Source organism: Aliikangiella coralliicola, from assembly GCF_007004725.1.
Classification (GTDB): domain Bacteria; phylum Pseudomonadota; class Gammaproteobacteria; order Enterobacterales; family Kangiellaceae; genus Aliikangiella; species Aliikangiella coralliicola.
The window spans coordinates 200,946-221,051 of sequence record NZ_ML660171.1; the positions used below are offsets into that span (position 1 = coordinate 200,946).

At 41.5% G+C, this 20,106-nt stretch carries 8 protein-coding genes; 5 read left to right on the top strand and 3 right to left on the bottom strand.

Going from position 1 to position 20,106, the window contains the following annotated elements:
* Positions 1–61: 61 nt before the first annotated feature.
* Complete coding sequence (locus FLL46_RS24460; RefSeq protein ID WP_142934670.1) at positions 62–394, bottom strand: hypothetical protein; 333 nt, start codon at positions 392–394, stop codon at positions 62–64.
* Between the two features lie 363 nt (positions 395–757).
* Between FLL46_RS24460 and FLL46_RS24465 the strand changes: the two genes are divergently transcribed.
* From FLL46_RS24465 to FLL46_RS24480, 4 genes are all read left to right on the top strand, one after another.
* On the top strand, positions 758–1,510 hold the full coding sequence (locus FLL46_RS24465; protein WP_142934672.1) for a glutamine amidotransferase-related protein: 753 nt from the start codon (positions 758–760) through the stop codon (positions 1,508–1,510).
* 317 nt (positions 1,511–1,827) lie between these two features.
* Positions 1,828–2,778: a DUF4097 family beta strand repeat-containing protein gene (locus tag FLL46_RS24470; protein WP_142934674.1), complete on the top strand. Its 951-nt coding sequence runs from the start codon at positions 1,828–1,830 to the stop codon at positions 2,776–2,778.
* A 306-nt stretch (positions 2,779–3,084) separates the two neighbouring features.
* The gene (locus FLL46_RS27925; RefSeq protein WP_142934676.1) at positions 3,085–5,637 is read left to right on the top strand and encodes a pre-peptidase C-terminal domain-containing protein; all 2,553 of its coding nucleotides are present in this window, start codon (positions 3,085–3,087) and stop codon (positions 5,635–5,637) included.
* A gap of 231 nt (positions 5,638–5,868) precedes the next feature.
* Positions 5,869–6,489: an alpha/beta family hydrolase gene (locus FLL46_RS24480; RefSeq protein WP_142934678.1), complete on the top strand. Its 621-nt coding sequence runs from the start codon at positions 5,869–5,871 to the stop codon at positions 6,487–6,489.
* A 63-nt stretch (positions 6,490–6,552) separates the two neighbouring features.
* On the opposite strand, the gene FLL46_RS24485 is transcribed toward FLL46_RS24480, so the two are convergent.
* Together FLL46_RS24485 and FLL46_RS24490 are read right to left on the bottom strand one after the other, a co-directional pair.
* Positions 6,553–10,182: a two-component regulator propeller domain-containing protein gene (locus tag FLL46_RS24485; RefSeq protein ID WP_142934680.1), complete on the bottom strand. Its 3,630-nt coding sequence runs from the start codon at positions 10,180–10,182 to the stop codon at positions 6,553–6,555.
* A gap of 166 nt (positions 10,183–10,348) precedes the next feature.
* Positions 10,349–10,978: a winged helix-turn-helix domain-containing protein gene (locus tag FLL46_RS24490; RefSeq protein WP_142934682.1), complete on the bottom strand. Its 630-nt coding sequence runs from the start codon at positions 10,976–10,978 to the stop codon at positions 10,349–10,351.
* A 507-nt stretch (positions 10,979–11,485) separates the two neighbouring features.
* On the opposite strand from FLL46_RS24490, the gene FLL46_RS24495 reads away from it, so the two are divergent.
* The gene (locus FLL46_RS24495) at positions 11,486–20,044 is read left to right on the top strand and encodes an RHS repeat-associated core domain-containing protein (protein WP_142934684.1); all 8,559 of its coding nucleotides are present in this window, start codon (positions 11,486–11,488) and stop codon (positions 20,042–20,044) included.
* Positions 20,045–20,106: the final 62 nt, after the last annotated feature.

Genomic DNA, 20,106 nt, shown 5'->3' on the forward strand with positions numbered 1-20,106 from the left:
CCACTTTTTTTAGAAAGTGGAACTGTCAATATGATAAAGCTAGTTAACCTCTAGCTAGATATTACTTAATCAAATATATGTGCTTGATTTTAGGGATCCCTTCATGACAGCCATCAATCCAGAACTTTATTTTGCTTCCTGAATGGTATGCGGCAAGAACTGTAGAATAAGCTTCTTTAAACATTGTTCGAGTCTCAGGCAAAATATAATAGTCATTTCTACCACAGTTGTCGGGATCGACCATATCAGTCTGCTTAATTAAAACTCCAGTATGTCCCTCATATAGTTGAATTTGCTTTATTTCCTGATCATGTGAATAGCTTCCCGCTGCAGAGGAAATGGTGGATACAGTTAAAAAGCTCAAACTGCCCACTAACTTAGTAAATGAATTCATTGATTACTCCTTTAGTTACTACCAAATCGACCATACTGGATCCCAATTCTTGTACCGGCCGAAAAACTGCGGTGATTATAGCGAAGTGATGATCAACGCGCATTAAAATATCAGGGGGAGATTTGTTTTTTATTGTGATTTGGTGAGAATGCTGCGGAATGAATTTAAAAGCCAACAAAAATGAAACCTGAGCCATTTTCCAAAAAAGCACTCAATACACTAATATTAAACGAAATAGTAAAGTTATTTTTATATGCCCAAGAGATATTTTGAAGATTTATCGAAAATTGTACACTTAGCCTGACTCGATAACCGCTAGAGTTATCGATTGAACATTCTATTTTTAATACGAGAATTACTGCATTGGCAAAAATAATGGTCTTCCAACATGTCCCTTACGAACCTTTAGGCACGTTGGATCCGCTCATTCGTTCCCAGAGACACCGTATTCGATACGTTAACTTTGGCCGTAACCCAGACGCTCAGCCTAGTATTGAGGGATATGACGCGTTAATTATTCTGGGTGGCCCGATGAATATTGGTCAAGAAGCAGAGTATCCGCATCTGGACGTTGAAAAGCAGGTTATTCGCGAAGCAATTGAGCAAAATATTCCAATCCTTGGAATTTGCCTCGGCGCACAATTAATTGCCGCAGCACTGGGGGCAGAGGTTTACCGGGCAAAACAGAGTGAAATTGGTTGGTATAAAATGCTACCGACGATTGCTGGGCGAGATGATTCAGTAACACAGGCCTTCGGCGAACAGGAAAATATATTCCAATGGCATGGTTATACCTTTGATTTACCAAAAGATGCTGAGTTGCTTATTCAAGGCGAAGAAATTGTGAATCAGGCCTATCGAGTTAAAGATAATGTTTATGGTTTTCAGTTTCACCTTGAAGCGAGTTCAGCACTAATTCAACGCTGGCTTAATTTACCGGTGCATCAGCGAGAGTTGGGATTGGATAAATCTCAAGATCGTATTGCTCAAATTAAACAGCAGACAGAAAATGAAATTGCTCGATCGTTATCGCTCAGCGAAAAAGTTTTCGGTGCATTTTTAGCGAAGCTGCCAAAAGTAAATGAAAAACATTGTTTTAACCACCGTCATTTTTAGCCGCAGTCGTCATTTATTTTTATTCAGCCTCATTTTAAATCTTGCTCCAACTATTAACGTGTCCTGCGTTTTAAATAACTTGAGATATTTTTTAAATATTGTCGAGAACAATTTGGTATTTTACACATTGAATACTGCAAGGTTGGTCGATATGCTAAATACATGTTTCGGGTAAGTATGCAGGTACAGTCCTTGTCATCTCGACCGAAGTGGAGAGAACTCCTACTGGTTTTGAATACCTATCAGTGTAGGTGAACCTGTTTGGAACATTTATTAATAAAATAACAATCTAGAAAAACAACAAACGGTGCGACATAATGGAACTCATAAACAAACATATACTCGCTTTCGGTGCAATTTCATTTTTATTGGCGAGTGTTTCTCTTTCAGCAAACTCGGCTGACAAAAATAAATCGATCGAAAAAGTCAAAAAAGCAGCAACACCTAAAGTTCAAATTAATAGTTACGACTGGGAAGGAAAAATTCCTGAATCACGACTGGTGGTTTTAAAAAATCCTTACGGGAGCATTCGTTCTCGTAATCATAGTGGCGAAAAAATATTTATGCATGCGACTTATCAGGAAATTGGTAAGTATCCGGTTAGACCTGAATTTAAAATCGAGCAAAAGGAAGGTCGTTTATTGATAGAAGTTGTGTATTTAGAAAACGTTCACGATAAAAAAGGTAAGTTACGTGGCCGAACAGATGTGTCAATACTTTTTCCTGATACTGTGAGCATTTACGCAGAAACTGACAGTGGTTTAATTAAAATAGACAAATCTGCTAGTCATGTTGAAGCTGTTTCAAAAAGTGGTGATATAAAACTGACCACAACTGGTTTGTTTGCAGCGAGAACTGATAGCGGAGAAATTGCGCTGAGGTTACGTGGCATAAAACAAATGGGGCATTCATCTGCAAAATCAAAAAGCGGATTGATTAAAGCCGATGTTTTTAGCGATATGGATATTCATTTAACTGGAGAGACAGCGGGAAAGATTACTCTTAATCGAAAACAACAATCGAAATTAAACTTTCAGCAAGGTAATAATCAGTCGTTAGTTAAATTAATTTCAGACGATGGAGATATCAAAGTTAAAATTATTTCTCCACCGGAATTAATTCAATCAGTTAAACCTTCAAATGTTCATGCAGTGGATGTTGATCTTCGTAATCTACCAAAAGCCAAGTTATGGAAACCTGGTGATCCTGTCTTTGATCGTGATGATAAAAGAGATAATTCAAAAAATAAAAGTCGCAAAAAATCCTGATTGTTTTTTCCATTTATTAAATTATTTATAACCTATTTTAAGGCTGATTTATTCAGCCTTATTTTGTTTATGCGTAACAAAAAATAGTTATCTCTTTTTTAATATAAGTAAACGCGGTTAGATTAATTTCTTGTTTATTTTCTGTGCATTATTTACGTACTTTGTAACATTTGCATTATGTATATTGATTTTGCACAAGGGATATGAGGTACCAAGGAGAACGTTTTTTAAATAGCGAATCGAGTTACCAGATTTTAATTTAAAAAACAGTCTACAACATTTCTATAAACAAAAAGGACCAAGAAAGTGACAACAACAAATAATTCTCATTCACTTTTGAAGTTTTCAGCGATCGCACTATTGACAACAAGTATTGGTGTTAGTGCAAGTTCGCAAGATGAAACACTTCATGCGGACAGCTTGTGGAGTTCTAAGCAAGTGAGTCCTAAGAACGTGAACGTCGACCTCCGAAGTTTACCAACCGCTGATTCATGGCAGGCTGGTATGGCAATCAAAGATATGCCTCGCCGTCGTTTTCGCGAAGACTATGTTTTACCTGCAGCGCCTAAAAACAAAGTCGCCAATAAAAATGACAAGTTGATGGCAAAACAAGTTATCGCTTCACAATTACCGGCAGTTGAAGCGAGGGCTTTAGAGCAAAATTTTGAAGGTAATGGTTTTACTGGTGTTAACCCGCCGGATCCGACAGGTGATGTTGGTCTTAATTATTATATCCAATCTATCAATGGCAATAGCGGATCGATTTTTTCAGTCTACAATAAATCAAATGGTAGTTTAGTCAGTGGACCGACTAACATGGAAACTTTGGGTAGCGGTAGCTGTGCAAGCGGCGCTGGCGATCCCATTGTGTTGTTTGATGATATGGCACAGCGCTGGTTATTGAGCGAGTTTTCTTCTTCAGGAAACTATCTTTGTGTTTATATTTCAAAAACTTCAGATCCAGTTAGTGGCGGTTGGTACGCTTATGCATTCCAGTCACCAACCTTCCCGGATTATCCAAAGTATGGTGTTGGTGTTGACGCTTATTATGTTGGCACTAACGAAAGTTCTCCAACTGTTTATGCGTTAAATCGAACAGCAATGTTAAGCGGTGCTTCTGCAAATTTTGTTCGTTTAACTGCACCCAATTTAGCGGGTTTCGGTTTCCAGATGTTGCAGCCGGTTGATCACGATGGAACAACGGCAATGCCAAATGGTACGCCGGGATATTTCTTACGTCATCGTGATGACGAAGTTCACAATTCTAGCTCCAATAATCCTAGCCAGGACTACATTGAGTTGTGGCAGTTTAACGCTGATTTCAACACCACTAGTAATTCAAGCTTTACTAAAGTTCTTGATATCCCTGTGGCTGAATTCGATTCTTCGCTTTGTGGACTAACTTCGTTTTCTTGTTTCCCACAATCAGGTTCTTCTTCAAACCTGGATCCATTACGTGAAGTCGTAATGTTCCGCGCACAATATCGTAACTTCGGTAGCTATGAAACCATCGTTGGTAACTATGTCACCGATGTGAACGGCAACGACCGTGGCGGTATTCGATGGTTTGAATTACGACGTTCTGGCGGCGGGGCATGGGGTCTTCATCAAGAAGGTACTTACTCTCCAGATAGCAAAAACCGCTGGATGGGTTCAATCGGCATGGATAAAGATGGAAACATCGCGCTGGCTTATAGCTGGGGAAGTAGTTCTGACTTTGCCGGTTTACGCTACACTGGACGCTTAGCTAACGACGCAAGCGGCACCATGACTCAAGCCGAAGCTGTGCTAGTGAACGGTACTTCAGGCGTTTCCAGTAACCGTTACGGCGACTATAGCCATTTAGCACTGGATCCAGCTGACGGTTGCACTTTCTGGTACACCGGTGAATATGGTAAGTCTGGTGGTCAATGGAGCACCTATATTTCTAGCTTTAAGTTCAACAGCTGTGGCGGAGGCGGTGGTAACCAATCTCCAACGGCATCTTTTACCAATTCTTGTACCGATCTAGCTTGTACATTTGATGGTTCTGCAAGTTCAGACCCAGATGGTAGCATTGCTAGTTACGCGTGGAATTTCGGCGATAGCAACACTGGTACTGGGGCAAATGCGTCTCACACTTATTCTACAGCTGGTACTTACAATGTGCAGTTAACTGTAACTGATAATCAGGGCGCGACTAACACAACTTCTAAGTCTATTACTGTGACCGGCGGTGGTGGCGGTGGCGACAATGTATTGGAAAATGGCGTTGCTAAAACTAACTTATCTGGAACGACTGGTGACGAAGACTTCTACACCATGGAAGTGCCGGCCGGTGCGACCAATCTAAGCTTTGTCATTAGCGGTGGAAGTGGTGATGCTGACCTTTATGTTCGCTTCGGTGCAGCACCAACCCAGACAACTTACGATTGTCGTCCATACAGAAATGGTAACTCAGAAACCTGCACCATTTCGAATGTACAGGCGGGTACTTATCACGTCATGTTACGCGCCTATAGTAGCTACTCAGGCGTTAGCTTAACTGGTTCATTCTCTGATGGCTCTGGCGGTACAGGCGGTAGCTTAACTGAGAGTGATTTATCAGGTGCGAGAAGATCATGGACTCACTTCACCGTTGAAATTCCAGTGGGAATGGGGAGTTTAGATGTCAACATTGCTGATGGTACTGGCGACGCTGATCTTTACGTTCGTGAAGGCGCTCAACCGACTACTGGCTCGTATGACTGCAGACCTTACAGAAACGGAAACGTAGAGTCTTGTAGTTTTAATAATCCTGCTGCAGGTACATGGCACATCAGTATTCGTGGTTATAGAGCGTTTACAGGTGTCAATCTGAATGCTGAATGGAAGCCATAGTCTGTTCAGTTAGTTCAGAATAATCATCCCCGATGATTGAGGCTGGTGAAATAATTGCCAGCCTCTTTTTTTTACCCAGATAAAAATATAATTGCTTGCTCAAGAAGACTCGAATTGTTTAGAGTTTCTCTATCACTTAAATGTCGTTATGCTGTATAAAATAATCTGAGTATTGGATACAATCAGTCATCCTGAATTCACAAATAAGCTTTTTAGTCAGCTCTAAAGATCATGCCTTCAAATAAAAACACGAATCATTTTACCTTTCTTTTTGCCCATGGTGCCGGTGCAGATAAAGATTCTGACTGGATGTTGGCGATGGATAAATTGTTAACTGTTAATGGAGTTGAAGTCATACGGTTTAATTTTCCCTATATGAACAAACGGTTAGAAGACGGAAAACGACGGCCGCCGGACAGAATGCCAAAATTATTAGAAGCGTTTAAGTTAGAAGTGGAAAAAATATCAGAAAATAAAAAGTTAATTATTGGTGGTAAGTCGATGGGGGGAAGAGTGGCCAGCCACCTGGTTTGTGAGCCTGAATTTGCATATAGGGTTGCCGCCGTGGTTTGTTTTGGATTTCCTTTCCATCCGCCAGGTAAACCCGAGAAATATCGTGGAGAACACCTGCAAACGATACAAACTCCAACGCTGATTTTACAGGGAGAAAGAGATACTTTCGGGAGCAGGGAAGAGGTCGTCGAATTTGATTTGTCTGAAAAAGTGAGCACTGAATTTCTATTCGATGGCGATCATAGTTTTAAGCCAAGGGTTAAGTCGGGGACAACACTCGATAAAAATCTGCAGCTCGCTACCGAAAAAGTCATTACATTTTGTAAAAAGCTAAAGTAATCTCAACTCGGCGTAAAATAGTTAATTTTATTTACACGAAGAGTTAGCGTGAAAAAATTAAGCTCATACTGCTTTTAACTCAATAGTAATCGATACACCTTCTTCATTCTCGTTGGTTGTGATTGATATGTCTCCTTGTAGTTCATTGACGATCAAAGAGTATGCGGTGTGTAATCCCAGTCCAATATGCCGATCAATTCGTTTGGTGGTAAAAAAAGGATCGAACGCTTGATCGAGATGCTTTTGTTTCATTCCAATACCATTATCGGAAAATGTGAGTAATACTTTCCCTTGAGCCATTTTAGCTGTAATGGTGATTTTTCCTGAAGTCCGATTGAGAAAGCCGTGTTCGATGCTGTTATCAAAGAAAATATCCAGTACTTGTTTTAAGATCAGCGGTTCACCTAAAACCAGGATGTCGTCTCGGCACTCTATATGATATTGGAGCGGTAAAGGGAGTTGATAAGAGCGAAACTGAGCTTCGCAGTCGTTTAAGACTTCGATTAGTTTAAAGGCGTATTTTCTGACGCCGGAAAATTCTGCGAGCTTCTTAAACTCTGTAATCAGGCGAGATATTCTAAAAAGATTTCCTTCAATCAACTGACATGCATCTTCCATAGTTTCATTAAGCTCTGGTTTGCCGGCTAATTGTTGGTTTTCTTGTGACTCCGATTTCATCTCAGCTTTTAATTCATTATTCACCAGCGATATCGCGGTAATACTAACACCTAATGGCGTATTGATTTCATGGGCGACCCCGGTGATTAATTTTCGAATGGAAAGTACCCGGTTGATTTCCGCGACTTTTAAGTCATTAATATCGGCTAAGATACCTCGCATGACGACAGCTTCATTTTTTTCATTCCATTCCACTACCTGACCTCTGTCCATAACCCAGCGCCACTCTTCTTTATGTGACTTTATTCGGTAAGAGGTTTCAAGAAATTGGCTTTTTCTATTCAAGTGATCATTAAACGCGTTAACAAATGTCGTTCGATCATCTTCATGAATTAATGCAATAAAGTCCTTTGGAAATTTGGCCGGCCCCGATATCTTGATAATGTCAGGTAACAGGTTCTCTCTTTCAACTATTTCTTTTTGTATGTGCCATTCCCACATTTCACTACGACTGCCCCAAAGCGCGGTTGAGAGTCTTTGTTGGCTGATTGCAATTGCTTTCGCTGCCTGCCTCTCCAACATCAATTGCTGCCATTTTACGCGAATGAAACTGCCTGAAATGATGCTGAAGAGAGTCACGTAAATTAAGTAAGCCCACCAGGTTCGCCATGGTGCAGGTTCAATTTCGATAGTAATCATTTTTGGAGTCTTACTCCAGATACCGTCGGCATTACTGGCTTTAAATTGAAAAAGGTAAGAGCCGGATGGTAAATTGGTGTAGGTTATTCGTCGGTGGGCAGCATCGGTATTGATCCAGTTCTCATCAAACCCTTTTAGCTGATAGGCATATTGGTTTTGTAACGGGCTTGAAAAATGTAAGGCAGAAATGTCGAATGAGAAAACGGAGTTCTTATAAGTCAAATTGAGTTTGTGGGTTTCGGATATGACTCGGTCGAGTGGTGAAGTCGGGTTTTCGTTGCTTAAACCTGGTAGTCGATTTGATAATAAAAAGTCGCTGATAATTAGTTTTGGGGGAAAAGGGTTGTCCACAATGTTTTCAGGATGAAATCGGTTAAAGCCATTGATGCCGCCGAAGAATAACTCGCCATCGCTCGATTTAAAAAATGCTCCATTATTGAATTCATTGGATTGCGCTCCACGACTTTCATCGTAACTTTTAAAAGTTTCATTTCTGGGGTCAAATCGCGCCAGCCCGCGGTTAGTGCTGATCCAGATAAAACCTCGACTGTCACCGGTTACCGCGTAAACTTTTTCATTCGGTATTCCATATTTCTTGCTATATAGTTTAAAAACATTCGTCCCTGGAATATGTTTATTCAGTCCATTGGAGGTTGCTAACCAAAGGGTTTGATTCACATCTAGATAGAGTGCGAATATTCGGTTGTGACTTATGCTGTTTGGATTGTTTGCGTCGTGAATAAATTTCTCGAAATGGCCTGTCGATAGATTGAGTCGGTTTAATCCATGGTTTCTTGTTGCAACCCAAATATTGCCGGACTTATCTTCCAATGTTGAATAAATTTCATTATCACTAATTGATTCCGGATCTTGTGGATCATGTTTAAACTGCTTGAACGTTCTTTTTTCAGGGTCAAATTGAAATAAGCCATTCAATGTTCCTACCCATAGTTGCCCATTTCGATCTTCCTTAATAGAGTAAACCCGATTTAAGTTTGTTTTACGCTGTGAATTTTCGTTGTAGTCAATGTGTTCGAAGTGGTTGTTTTCAGGGATAAATAAATCCAATCCGCCGTCACTCGTACCAACCCAGGTACGTTCCTTTCGATCGACCAGAACAGACATAACTAGACCGGAACTAATCGAATTATTATCATCCGGGTTGTGTACAAAATATGTGTATTGCTTTGATATTGGATCATAGCGATTAAGACCATTGTCAACGCCAATCCACAAGGTACCATTGTTTGATTTATGTAGTGATCTGACGCGTTTGTGACTGAGTCCATTTTTCCGCCTGGTTGCTTCGGTTTGATGGCCAAATTGACGCGACCCCAGATCAACTCGATTGATGCCATTTCCGGTGCCGAACCATAGTCCACCGCTGAAGTCTTCTGCGATACTCCAAACTCTATCATCGCTTAAACTATATTTGTTGACCGGATCATGCTGATAACGAGAAAAATTTTCGCTACTGCGGTCAAATAAGTTAAGGCCTTTAAATGTCCCTACCCAAAGGTCTCCAGATTGATCCAGAAACATGGAGATGACGCGATCACTTGCAATACTATATTGATTATTGGAGTCATATCGAAAGTTCTTTATTTGGCCCGATTCTGGATTAAACCGGAACAATCCTGAATTGTAAGTGCCAATCCAGATATTTCCTATTTTGTCCTGGAGTAGTATGGTAATGATATCGTCAATAATATGAGACTCACCCTGCAAAAAGTATTGGAATCTTGAAAAAGAATTAGTTTCTGGATTAAAAATATCCAATCCACCTTGCGTGCCAACCCAGAGATGTTTTTTTTGATCGAGCATCATGGTAAAAACGCGATTACTGATTAGCGAGTTCGCGTCTTTTTCCTGATGAGAAAATTGATGTGAAGTTAGACTAGTTGGATCAAATAAAAATAAACCGCCCAGTGTTCCTGCCCATAACTTTCCGTTTACTGCTGGGGATAACTCTTTAATGAATTGACTGCCAATATATTCTCGACTCTCACCCGCTAAATTGATACGCGTGAAGCTTTCTGTAGTGCGTTCAAATCGATTGAGGCCATTACTGGTTCCAACCCATAAAACGCCATTCTTGTCTTCATAAAGTGAATCAACAAAGCTGGATGATAAGGAATGACTGTTTTCGGGATCATGGGTAAAAACTTTAAATGTGTAGCCGTCAAATCGATTTAAACCGTCTTGCGTTCCTATCCAGATAAAACCTTGTTGATCTTGAAGCACGCAGTTGACAGTCCCCTGTGACAGTCCCTGGCTTAATGAATAGGGTTCGAACCTCAGCGCATTGTTAGCATCGGCTGGTTTTGCTAACACTAAATGAATGAAAGTAAAGGCGAATAGCAAGTATTTAATCATGCAGAAAACGGCAAAGATCGACAAGGTTAAATACTGATTATAGTTGAAAATAGATAATTGGCGTTAACTTCAATGTTATTACTAATGGTATATTGGCCTAATCGACGGCTTGATTTTTAACGTACTATTCGTGAGTATCAAGTTATCGTTTCAGTTGATTATTTGCTCATGGGAAAAATTTAAGCATAATGTAAATCATAATCGCTGTAGTCCAGCACATCAATAAATGAGTGAAAAGTTGTTTGCACAACTTGCTTAAATTGATATTGGCGAGTCTTTTTTTAATTTTCCCTCGATTGTAAAGCTTGAAGTTTTTGACTTTCGAATGAGCAGATGTTGGTGTGTTATTCGGAACACGATGTCTTTGGTTTATTGATTTTTCGGCTGTTCCAATTTCAATGTTGTCATTGAGTAAGTAACCTTTTCTCGGCACTGTTTGAATACAATTGTTGAGAGCTTTATTTTTACCTAATATTTTTCTCAGTTGCCAAATTGCATTGCTAACACCTTTTTTTCCAATAATATAATCGTCATTCCAGATTTTTTTTATCAGATAGTCATGACTGATCACTTCGCCCTGGCAGCTTACTAACAAACATAAAGTGTGCATCACTTTCCCGGCCAGAATGATTTCTTCTCCATCGTGGTTTACTTTTCGATCGCGGGGGCAGAATAAGTAACCGCCGATTTCAAAGTCAGGATAATTTAACCTGTTTGAATTACGAGTGCCGGATTTGTATACGGCCTGTTTTTTTGTGTAAAGGATTTCCGAGTTATCAATAATTTCAGTGTCCATGTTCAGTTTTTTTGCGTCTTTTTGTTGGGTTTTAGTAGCCAGTATTTTGTCTAGTAATAATGAATAATACTTGAATCTAACAAAATATTTTAGGAGATTTTGTTACTGAAATGAAATTCAACCTTTTTTTAATAAATCAAGCTGGAGAAGGTTGGTTAGCGAAACTTTTTTGTGAAATATTAACTAATGTTAATCTCTTTTTGAGAATTGTTTATGGTTGGAGTTTCATCGATTAAACACTTGCAAAATCTAAGTTGTTTCAGCCTCTTAACAGTGATTTTTCTAATTGTTAAGCGTAAGTGAACTTTTCACATGAACTAATTTTTTCTGAATAGACTTTTATTCACTTTATTAAATATTGCTGTGGCAATTATATTGATAGTCTACCAATGGAAGTGTTTTTCTTTATTTGAAAGAAACAAGGGAACGTCAGCCGGCAGATTGAAAAAGTCGGCTTGAAAAAAATAAAAATAGAAATTTACTTCAAATCTGACCACAGGAATCAATATGAGCCTATCAATCTTTTATCACTTAATGAGAATACGAAAGTGGATGCTAAATCTGATCGTGATATTGTGTACGCTACTGATTAGTTTGAATAGTTTCGCTGTTAAAAATAGCCCTCAAGATGAGAGTGCATCCGATAGTCGAGCAGCTAATAAATTCGGGGCTGGCCTGTCAGTTAATGCACCGAATGCGACACGGCCGGATGGAAATTATCCGAATTATCGTCTGAATGATAGAGCAATTTTGAGGCTAACCACTAATCCGGTGCAAGCTGAACAGCCGGTCTTTGCCTGGCGAGTCAAAGATGGTGTCGTACAGAGAAATGGCGATGAAATAGGGGAGACTAATTCACAGGGAGTATTTGAAGTTGATGTCACTTTGGAGGCTACCGACTTATGTGGCCAATATAGTGGCGAACAGTTTTCGGTGGGCGCGGTGAGTAATCCTCGTTCTGCTTCATTAAGTTATAAAATTATTTGCCCGGCTCCTGACGCCGATCGAAACGACAGCCACTTTCCGAACTACGAAATCGGCGATGTTGCACAGCTGGAAATCAGAACCAGCCCAGTGATGGCGAATGCACCGGTTTTTTCATGGCGTCGGAAAAATGGTTCGGTTGAGAGAAATGGCGAGGAAATTGGCCGAACTAATGCTAGCGGCGTGTTTATCAACAGCCTCACCATTGATGATCCTGACGCCTGTGGTAGTTATACGAATGAACAATTTGCGGTTGGCAATATCATTAATGACCGTTCCACTTCGATGAGTTACACCGTGACCTGCCCAACGCCGGTTGCACAAAGAAACGATAATAACTATCCCAATTATGATTTAGGAGATTTCGCGCGGGTTACTGTGTCAACAACGCCGGCGTTACCTAATGAACCTGTTTATACCTGGCGATACAAAGACGGTCAGCTACAACGCAATGGTGAACATTTAGGATATACAAATTCTCAGGGAGTTTTTGTCAACGAACTCTATTTAACTGATCCGGATGTTTGTGGACAGTACTCTGGAGAAAAATTTGCGGTAGGTTCACGCTCAAATCCTCGGTCATCTTCGCTTTCCTATACGGTAACCTGTCCACCACCAGGCAGGCCAGTAGCCACGCGCCCGGATGGCCACTACCCCGACTATCAATTGGGACAAACAGCTCAGCTCAGGGTGGTGACCAACCCGAAACAGCCTGAAGAACCGGTTTACACCTGGCGTTTAAAAGACGGTCAGGTTCAACGAAATGCTGAATATCTTGGAGATACCGATGCCAACGGGATTTTTGTTAATACGCTGGTTTTAGAGGATCCTGACGTTTGCGGTGAGTACAGCGGCGAACAATTTGCCGTGGGTAGCACAAATGGGCTTCGTTCGACCGCGTTGTCTTATCGTATCACTTGTCCTCAAGCGCCTCATGTGGAAAGAACTGATACAAACTTTCCTAACTATGTGATCGGTCAAACAGCGACATTACGACTGACTACTAACCCCATTCAGTCCAATGAAGATGTCTTTGGGTGGCGTTTTAAGGACGGTCAGTTGGAACGTAACGGAGACTTTGTTGGAAAAACAAATGCCGCCGGCATTTTCGAAAATACGCTGGTGTTAGAAGATCCGTCAATTTGCGGTAGTTATAGCGGAGAGCAATTTAGTGTAGGCTCCAGTACCGGCCCGCGTTCAAATTCGCTGACATATACTATTTCTTGTGATGTCCCTGAAGCGCCTGTTGCGACGCGCCCTGATGAGTTTTTCCCAACTTACCGCCTGGGCAATACCGCACAGTTAAAAATAACGACCGATCCCGTTCAAGCCAATCAGAATATTTATAGCTGGCGTTTGAAAGACGGCGAAGTAGAAAGAGATGGTGTGGTCATTGGCAAAACTAACAGTAATGGTATTTTCGAAAATAGCGGCGTATTAACTTCCCCGGAGTTATGTGGGGCGTATACCGATGAAACTTTTGCGGTTGGGAGTATTAACAACCCGCGATCAGCATCATTAAACTATGACATTCTTTGCAGTGATTTACTGATTAGTTTTACCGATGTAGATGCGGCAGTGCCGGATACTTTTTATACTTCGAACACGATAGTGTTAGCTGGTTTGGACAGTCCCGTTAATGTCAGCATTCAGGGAGGTGCTAACAGTACATTGATTAAAAATGACAATGTTGTCGGTAGTTCAGCACAAGTTGACAACGGCGATACACTAGCCATTCGCAGCCGATCAGCAACGGGTACCGGCATGCAGACTATCACCATGACACTCAATGGTGCACAAACTTCCTGGAACATTAAGAGCGCTGTTTTACCGACGTTACCACCGGTTTCCGGCAGCCGATTTGGTTATACTCCAGCAGAGTTTAGCGTTGATGCAACAGGCAGTGCTAACTATAAAGTACCATTAATTGTTTCTCCGGGTGTACAAGGAATTCAGCCATTATTATCTTTAAATTATACCAGCCAGGTTAGCTCTGGGTTACTTGGCATTGGTTGGAATCTATCTGGTTTGTCAGGGATCTCTCGATGTGCAGCGACCCAGGCGCAAGATGGTTTTGTTGATGGGGTTGATTTTGACGGCAATGACCGATTTTGCCTTGATGGTCAGCGCTTAATCGCAATTAGTGGCGTGTATGGAGAAGATGGTACTGAATATCGGACCGAACGAGAAACTTTCAGTCGAATTATTTCTTATGGCGTTGCGGGTAATGGTCCAGCTTATTTTAAAGTGTGGTATCAAAGCGGCGAAATTGTTGAATATGGTGGGAATGCAAACAGCGACGTCGGGCGAATTGAAGCGAGCGGTCGCGCTGATATTTTTTCCTGGGCAATGAGCAAACTATCTGATAGGAGCGGCAATTATTTAACGGTTGAATACTTTGAAAATAGTAAAGACGGTGAATATTATCCCACTCGAATCAATTATACCGGTAATGAAGTTGCCGGCACACTGCCGTTTGCACATGTGGCATTTAATTATCAGAGTCGAGTTGACCGTCGAGTTAGATTTGTTTCCGGGTCGCCGGTGACAATCAGTAAACGACTAGCAACAATTCAGAGTTATTTCGGTAACAGTATTGTCAGGGAATATCGATTGCAATACGTTAATACGCAAACAAAAGAATCGAACTTTGATGACTCAGATTTTAATCGCAATATGGTTGAAACGAATGATCTAGAAGCGATGAATATAGAAACGTCGGCGCTGGAAAAAAATGGATTACAACTTGATCGAACCTATCTCGAATCGATAACAGAGTGCGGCAACAACGGGCAATGTCATGAGCCGATTAATCTTACATGGCAAGATCCTGGTGACGGCAGCTACGATTCATTCCAGGGATTATTAACGGAAATAGGTGGTTCGGCGGAACGCGCTTTTCTGGACTCATCTCGAATTAAGTTTGCTGATTTTAACGGTGACGGACAGTCAGATATTTATCAAGTGATCGGATGGGATACCAGCCAGGCGCCTTCACCTGATCCCGATAATGTTTATCTATCAAATAGTGATGGCAGTTATCACCGAGTTGATGGATTGGTGACGCGTATCGGAGATACCGTGAGTGGTGCGCAACTCGATATTGATCGCTTAAAGTTTGGCGATTTCAACGGCGATGGCCGGACTGATATTTATCAAATTAACGGTTGGGGAAACAACGCGATTGATAAAGTTTATTTTGCCCAAGAGGACGGGACATTCGGTACGCCGGTTAATGCTATCAATACCTACATTTCAAATGATGTGAGTGAAGCTCGGGTTGATTTATCACGAATTAAATTAGGGGATTTTAATGGTGATGGGCGCACTGACTTGTATTATGTGAGAGGTGGTTGGGGGTCACCGGGTTCTTTCACTGATTACGTTTATTATTCGTTAGGTAACACTGGGCAAACTCGTGCAGATCTATTTGCCAATCCAGTAACTGGGCCTTCAACCATCGTTAATAGCGGGCGTGAACGAGCGAGTGTTGATCTTTCGAGAATAATTCCAGGTGACTTTAACGGTGACGGTTTAGCCGATATTTATTATGTGAACGGATGGGGAAATTATTTCACCAATGACTGGTTGCATTTGAATACAGGGAATACAACATTTACCCGTGTCAATGGTATTTCAACCAAAGTAAGGAGCAATGTTTCCCAGGCAAATGTTGATTTGGCGCGTCTTAAATTTGGTGACTTTAACGGTGATGGAAATCTTGATATTTATTATGTTGATGGGTGGCGTAACGACAATCTTAGCACCCGTGATTATATTCACCTGTCGAAAGGTGATGGACAATTTCATCGCATACTCGGGCTTAATACGTCAGTCAATAACTCCTCAACTCAAGGCGCTGGTGTTGATATCGCGCGGATCAAATTATTTCATTTTAACGCTGACTCAAAAACCGATCTTTATCGGGTACGCGGTTGGGGGAACTATCAGGTTGATACGATTTATCTGACACTTGGAAATGGTCAATTTGTGACAAAAGATGGTTTGAATACTTTTGTCAGTAATGATCTGGGAAGAGCGCGATACGATGTCTCAACTTTAAAGCATGGAGACTTTTCCGGCGACGGTAAAACCGATATTTACAAGGTCAATGGATGGGGAAATACACGGCGTGATTTTATTTATTCTCAAGATTTCCAATTGCCGTTAATTAAAAGTATTACCAATGCCGATGGTTTTAATTTTGATATCGAGTACTCGCCTTTAACCAACGACGCTATTTACGCTAAAGGGCAGGGTGCTGTTTATCCAAAAGCGAATATTCAGCCATCAACTTATGTTGTGTCGCGATATTTAACGCCAAACGGTATTGGTGGAAATTTCGAAAACGCTTTTCAATATAAAGATGGGCAGTACGATTTCAGCCGCAAACAATTTTTAGGTTTTAGCGAAGTGACAGAAACCCGCAGCGGCGAACAAAAAACCATAAAAAATCAGTACAGTCACGATTATCGCCTGTCTGATATGCCGGTAAAAACATTCCACTATGTCGGAAATGATATTTTAGTTGAGCGAGTTGATAACACCCTGGATATTAATTCTCTTGGTGGAAACGGTCATTATTTTAGTTACATTTCTCGCAGTGAAAGTCGCCAATATGAATTGGATTCGAGTCTTTACCGGCATGTTATTCGAACTAGTATTTATGACGACTTTGGTCACCAGATAGATACCACGGTTGACTGGAATGATGGTAACAAGGAGCGAGTTCAGACTTCGTTTGATAATAATGTCAATGCTTGGCTGTTGTCGCAAATGAAAGGACAATCAACCACTGCTGAATCCAATTTTTCTTCTCCTCAAACGCGAACGATGGCTTACGATTATGATGATTATGGTCGACTGATTACTGAAACGGTCCAACCTGATCACGCCAATTTGAAACTGATCAATCAGTTTACTTTAGATGACTTTGGCAATCGTACCAAAGTAACCATTAGTGGTAATGGAATTGTCAGCCGTTCCCAGGAAATTACTTACGATAGTTATGGACGATTCCAAACCGGAAGAAAAAATTCTTTAGGGCATAGTGAAACTTTATCTCATGAACCTTTGCTTGGTAAACTCAGTCAACAAACCGACGCTAACTTGTTGACCACGCGATATTCCTATGATGCGTTCGGCCGGGTTGTTTTACAAACATCGCCCAGCGGAGAGCAGGTTCGTACCAGTTATTTTAAGTGCGACCTGACTTGTCCAGGCGATGCTGTTTATTTCATTCGTGAAGATGGTAGCGGCAAAGCGAGTAAAGTTGATTACTTTGATCGTTTAGGCCGAGTGATCAGAAACCAGGTTAGTGGTTTTGACGGCAACGCGATTTATGTTGATACGCAGTTTAATGGGCAAGGTGAGAAGTACCGTATTTCGGAACCGCACTTTGCTGGTAGCTCAGCGATATTCACTGTGTTTAATTATGATGCGCTTCAAAGAATTACCACCCAAACCGCCCCAGGTAATCGAGTCACGCGGCATCAATATCAAGGGTTGGAAACCACGATTACTAATGCTAAAAACCAAACGGCAAAACGCGTTGTTGACGCTCGGGGACGACTGGTTACCTCATACGATGATAGCAACAAAGCTTTAACGTACCAGTACGATGGTTTTGGTAATGTTATTCAGTCGAGTGATCCAGAAAATAACAGGATCACCATGCGCTATGATATTCGCGGTAATAAAACTCAAATAACTGAGGGCGACACAGGAACAACAAACTACACCTATAACGGGTTGGGCGAAATGCTGACCCAGCAAGATGCAAAACAACAATGGGTGCGGAGTAGTTACGATAAACTTGGGCGAGTTAGTCGAGTCATTTCGCCTGAAGGGACGACAATCTATCAATATGATACAGCGGCATTTGGTGTTGGTCAGCTGGATTATGTTCGTGGACCAAACGGCAACAAAGAATCTTATCATTATGATAGTTTCGGTCGATTGTCTGAAGTGATTCGCCAAATTGATAACGAATCTTTTCCCAGCTCGCGAACTCATAATCGTGCAGGACATGTTGATAGTTATACTTATCCAACCGGGTTTGCCGTCCGTCATGCTTACAACGCTGATGGCTATCAAACTAAGTTGACCAGTAAAGACAAAAGCCACACATACTGGCAAGCGAAACGCGTCAATGCGCGCGGACAAATAGAACAGGTATCTTTGGGTAATGGTATTAACACCACCAAAAGCTATCGTTCAGATACCGGTTGGTTGGAATCTATTCAATCTACTGGTGCGCTGAAATTCGGCAAAAAACTTTCTTCATCGGTTCAATCGCTAAGTTACCGGTATGATTCGCTGGGCAATATGGAGTATCGGGCTGATGCCACTCAAGGCGTATCTGAAAGTTTCATTTATGATAATCTAAATCGGTTAACTCGAGCGACGGTTTCAGGCCAGTCTGCGATTGTCGTCAATTACGATGATATCGGCAATATTACTTATAAATCTGATGTCGGTAACTATACCTATGACAGCCAGAGACCGCATGCGGTGGTGCGTGCCGGCAATCGATATTTTAGTTATGACGCTAATGGTAATCGTATTAGCCACGCGTCGGATTTAAGTAGCGGAAGTTTCGGCAGCGTGGTTTTTAGCTCGTTTAATAAGGCTCGTCGAATTAGCAATAATGGCTCGCTGGTCGAGTTTGAATATGGTCCGCTTAATCATCGTGTTAAAAAGACTGACACTCAGGCCGCTCAAACGAAAACGACGATTTATGTTGAGGGCCGCTACGAAAGAGAGACTTCAGGTAATGAAGTTAAGCACATTCACTTCATTCAGCAAGGTAGTGAAACTATTGCTATTTACACCGAGTCGAATAATGCACAATCTGGCATCGAATCGAATACAAAATACCTGCATAAGGATCATTTGGGCTCGATTGAATCGGTGACCGATGAAGCTGGCACGTTACTTGAGAGATTAAGTTTTGATGCCTGGGGTAAACGGCGACAGAGTAATTGGAAGCCCTCAGAAAAAGTTTCATCAATTATCACTCGTGGATTTACTGGCCATGAACAATTGGATACCGTCAAACTCATTCATATGAATGGTCGATTATATGATGCGGAGATTGGTCGATTTGTCAGTGCTGATCCACAAGTGAAAACTCCTGAAGATTTACAAAGTTTAAATCGTTACAGTTATGTGAATAACAACCCCTTGTCCTACACGGATCCTTCCGGTTATTTTCTAAGTGGCGTTAAGAGTTTTCTAAAAAAATGGTGGCGGCCAATTGTCGCGATTGTTCTGACTGTGGTGACTTATGGCGCCATGTCCAGCGTAGCGGCGGCCTGGGCTGCCGGTGCCGGGTTTACTGGAACTGCCGCATCAGTGGCCGCCGGTGTAATTCAGGGGGCGGTAGCAGGCTTTGTCGGTGGCGCAGTGATGGGGGGCTCTCTTGAAGCAGCGCTCAAAGGCGCCGTATCGGGAGCCTTGTTTGGTGGGATTTCCGGTTATTATCAAAAGGTTTATAGTTTTGGTCGAGCGCTAGCTGAAGGAACCGCTTCGGGGATTTCATCAGAAATGGATGGCGGAAAATTTATCGATGGATTTAAAACCGTTTTTGTACAGGGGATGTTAAAAGCTGCCGCGATTAAAATGCGAAAAATTATGATAGCCCAATCAAAACTCAACCCGTTAAATGCGACAGGAATTAGCGTGGGTTTTATGGGAGATGGATTTAAGTTAGGGGGAGGGCGCTGGGATTGGAAGCGCTTCTTTAAAGCGCCAACGAGTCGTAATTTCGGTCAAATGAGAAGCGTGTTGGGAGGGATGCAAGGTGGAACCGGTAAGTTTTTATTCTTTGATTATAAACCGGGATCTATCTGGGATCGAATTGTAGAAGCCTTTGCTGGACCACACGACTATTTAAATCAATTCTTCGGTTATGATGCAATGGGAAATGTTAACGCCGCACGTGGACCTTTATTCAGAGCCTTTGGTGGTTTTATGAATGGGATCAATGTGGTGGTGGCAACACCTTTTGTTGTATCTTCAGTGCTTCCTGCTAACATGACTCCGTTGTTGATGCAGACATATCAACAGTCCAGAAAATAATGTTGCGATAGCAAAATACAACCCTGCATTTAGCTGCACTTAGTTTAACAGAATACTGTAGG

What these genes read in the sequence shown, in the direction of transcription:
- FLL46_RS24460 (WP_142934670.1), bottom strand. Translation starts at nt 394, where the DNA reads ATGAATTCATTTACTAAGTTAGTGGGCAGTTTGAGCTTTTTAACTGTA.
- FLL46_RS24470 (WP_142934674.1), top strand. Translation starts at nt 1,828, where the DNA reads ATGGAACTCATAAACAAACATATACTCGCTTTCGGTGCAATTTCATTT.
- FLL46_RS24480 (WP_142934678.1), top strand. Translation starts at nt 5,869, where the DNA reads ATGCCTTCAAATAAAAACACGAATCATTTTACCTTTCTTTTTGCCCAT.
- FLL46_RS24485 (WP_142934680.1), bottom strand. Translation starts at nt 10,182, where the DNA reads ATGATTAAATACTTGCTATTCGCCTTTACTTTCATTCATTTAGTGTTA.
- FLL46_RS24490 (WP_142934682.1), bottom strand. Translation starts at nt 10,978, where the DNA reads ATGGACACTGAAATTATTGATAACTCGGAAATCCTTTACACAAAAAAA.
- FLL46_RS24495 (WP_142934684.1), top strand. Translation starts at nt 11,486, where the DNA reads ATGAGCCTATCAATCTTTTATCACTTAATGAGAATACGAAAGTGGATG.